The 3,366-nt window shown below is 60.3% G+C and carries 3 protein-coding genes; 2 read left to right on the top strand and 1 reads right to left on the bottom strand.

Going from position 1 to position 3,366, the window contains the following annotated elements; genetic code table 11:
- Nucleotides 1-13: 13 nt before the first annotated feature.
- Nucleotides 14-346 (top strand): DUF2173 family protein, encoded by a 333-nt coding sequence (locus R6U90_RS11010; RefSeq protein ID WP_410352741.1) that lies wholly within the window; start codon nucleotides 14-16, stop codon nucleotides 344-346.
- A gap of 49 nt (nucleotides 347-395) precedes the next feature.
- Here the strand turns inward: R6U90_RS11010 and R6U90_RS11015 are convergent, their stop codons facing one another.
- Nucleotides 396-1,517 (bottom strand): glycosyltransferase, encoded by a 1,122-nt coding sequence (locus tag R6U90_RS11015; RefSeq protein ID WP_410352742.1) that lies wholly within the window; start codon nucleotides 1,515-1,517, stop codon nucleotides 396-398.
- Nucleotides 1,518-1,731: 214 nt separating this feature from the next.
- Here R6U90_RS11015 and purL point away from each other — a divergent pair.
- A partial coding sequence (purL, locus tag R6U90_RS11020; RefSeq protein ID WP_410352743.1) for a phosphoribosylformylglycinamidine synthase occupies nucleotides 1,732-3,366 on the top strand: 1,635 nt, incomplete at its 3' end.

Genomic DNA, 3,366 nt, shown 5'->3' on the forward strand with positions numbered 1-3,366 from the left:
CTGAGGAGATAATATGATTAAACAGATCATGATTCTCGATGGCGTCATGGCCGTGGCCCACTTTCGTGATGACGGTGAAATGATTGAAGGGTATGGTATGGGAGGCCAGGAAGAGCTCGCCAGCCTGGCCCATTTTGCCCATGATTATAAACGTCTTGTACAGGGCAATGCCGATCAGCTTTCCATGTTTACCGGTATCCGCGGATGGACGCCGCCCGGCGGCTGGGTTGTGCGCGGCGAGCGTTTTACCGTCTGCAGTGTCGGCAACGTGGTCTGCCTGTTCGACGGTAATGAAGGCCATCTCAACGAGGTGATGCAGGAATTACGCGGCGCCTCGCAATGGTAGTAGTTGCAGGACCGGCTATTCAATACCTGCCTGTTATTCTGAGGCGTATTTATGCATTACCACCGGTAACATCCCGCCCCAAAAGGTCCGAATAGACCGCCAGGGTTTTTTCCACGGTAATGTCCGGGTTGAAGCAGGTCCGGATGCGCTCTTCGGCGGCAATGCCCATCTGCCTGCGTCGCTCTGGATCGCCGAGTAATTCGTCAATGGCTTTGGACAGCGCATTGGCGTCGCCCGAAGCGACGATGCGACCGCTGATACCGTCTTCGATCAGTTCAGGGCTGCCGCCCGAGTCGGTCACGACTGCCGGTACTTGCTGGCTCATTGCCTCTATCACCACGCGGGGCAGCCCCTCGCGTCGCAGGGAGGGCAGCACGAAAACATCAAGCGCCCCGATCAGGGCGGCCGCATCGGCGCGCCAGCCTGGCAGGTGAATCCGATTGGCCGCCGGACTGCGAGCGATTCGTCTGGCAATGCGCTTGTCGTTGACCTTGCCGATTAGTAGCAGGTGGGCATCCGGGGTAGCCAGCTTTTCAAAGGCTTCAATTAAAACCGGTATCCCCTTGCGCTTGCGCATCTGTGCGACGCAACCAATCACCGGAGCGTCAGTGGGGATACCGAATTCGCTGAAATCGGCGGGGATATTTTCACGAGGCCACCAGTCAGTCTCATGGCCTTTGTGTACGGTCACCACCTTTTCCTCGGGCAGGTGCCAGCCAAGAAAACGATTGTGCAGCAGATCCTGACGTATAGCTTCGCAAACACAGGTAATACGATCCACACGGGGGTGAAAAAAGCTTTTGCGAGCAGAAGGATTCAGCCAGTGCAGATTGCCCACGATCCCGCGATAGGCAACCAGTTTCGGCGGCAAGTCCTGTATTGCCCGGATCGTATTGGATAGGGCGGTTTTAGTATAGGCATGCACGATCTCCGGTTGTTCGGCAAGTACCCACTGCCGGATCTGTCTGACAGCGTCGGGATCATGACGTTTATGCATACGCAGGTGATGAATCACAATCCCGGCAGCCTGCAGTTCTTCCTGAAATGGGGCTTCTGGGTTGCAGACCATGCTAACCTCAATACCGCGAGCCCGAGTACGCAGCAGGTGGTGACGTTCTCCGACATCCATACCCTGGAAAATGCGCAAAACCTTTAGAGGCTGCTGACTCATGCTGTGAGTGACCCCGCTGTTATGTCAAAACCGCCAGTATACCCTCATAGAGGTCAGTATCGGTACTCTTTCGGGGCTCGGATTCTCCAGACAATCTTGCATCTGTATATCCGTATCACGCACGAACTGTCTTGTGCGTCGCTCGCTCCCCGGTCGACAGATCGTGTATTATTGGCGCTCACCGTCAACGCCAATCAATTCCGGGATTCCGCGCATGTTGCAACTCCGAGGTGGCTCGGCCCTGTCGTCCTTTCGTCTGCAAAAATACCTGGCCGCCCTGCGGGCCGAAGTGCCCGAGGTAGCGGATCTGCAGGCGGTGTTTTTGCACTTTGTCGAGAGCGAGCCGCAGCTGGGTGCCGAACAGCATCGGCGTCTTGAGAGCCTGCTGGCCTATACCAGTCCGCCTGCTCAGGCACTGCAGGGGCATGACTTTCTGGTTGTCCCCCGGCCCGGCACCATCTCGCCGTGGTCGAGCAAGGCCACGGATATCGCGCACAACTGCGGGCTGGACTCGGTGCAGCGGATCGAGCGCGGCATTCTCTATACCCTGACGTTCAGCGACGATCATGACCTGAGTGCGGAGCAGGCCCGACGCCTGGGCTCGGTGTTGCACGATCGGATGACCGAGGCGGTGTTCCGCGAAGTCGATGAGGCACAACGACTGTTCAGTCATCCCGAACCCGCGCCGCTGACCGAGGTCGATGTCCTTGGAGGCGGGCGCGAGGCCCTGCAGCGGGCCAACGCCGATCTGGGACTGGCGCTGGCCGGGGACGAGATCGATTACCTGGTGGAGAATTTCCAGTCGCTGGGGCGCAATCCCAGCGACGTGGAGCTGATGATGTTCGCCCAGGCCAACTCGGAACATTGCCGGCATAAGATTTTCAACGCCGACTGGATCATCGACGGCCAGCCTCGCGACAAGTCGCTGTTCGGGATGATTCGCAATACCTATCAGCAGCATGGCGACGGGGTTCTCTCCGCCTACAGCGACAACTCGGCGGTGATCGCGGGGCATACCGGCGGCCGGTTTTATCCCGCGTCCGGTACCCGCGAGTACGCCTATCATGCCCAGGACATCCACATCCTGATGAAGGTCGAAACCCATAATCATCCCACCGCCATCGCGCCGTTTCCTGGTTCGGCCACCGGCGTTGGCGGCGAGATCCGCGATGAGGGGGCGACCGGCCGGGGGTCCAAGCCCAAGGCCGGACTGTGCGGTTATTCGGTCTCCAACCTGCGCCTGCCCGACTGCCTCCGGCCGTGGGAGACCGATTACGGCAAGCCGGGGCGGATCGTCTCCGCGCTGGACATCATGCTCGAGGCGCCCATCGGCGCGGCCGCCTTCAATAACGAATTTGGCCGGCCCAACCTGTGCGGCTATTTTCGGACCTATGAGGAGCGAGTGCCGGGGCCGCGGGGCGAGGAAGTGCGCGGTTATCACAAACCGATCATGCTGGCCGGCGGGCTGGGGAATATCCGCGACGATCACGTTGCCAAGAATGACATACCGCCCGGGGCGCAGATCGTGGTACTCGGCGGCCCGGCCATGCTGATCGGGCTGGGGGGCGGAGCCGCCTCCTCGATGGCGACCGGGGAAAGCCTGGAGGATCTCGATTTTGCCTCGGTGCAGCGCGGCAACCCGGAGATGGAACGCCGGGCCCAGGAGGTGATCGACCGCTGCTGGCAGCTGGGCGAAGCCAACCCCATCGTCAGCATTCACGATGTGGGTGCCGGCGGCCTCTCCAATGCCCTGCCGGAGCTGGTCAACGACAGCGGGCGTGGCGGGCGTTTCGAGCTGCGTGCCGTGCCCAACGACGACCCGGGCATGTCGCCCATGGAGATCTGGTGC

This window comes from Thiohalophilus sp. (genome assembly GCF_046483665.1).
Lineage (GTDB): Bacteria > Pseudomonadota > Gammaproteobacteria > UBA6429 > Thiohalophilaceae > Thiohalophilus.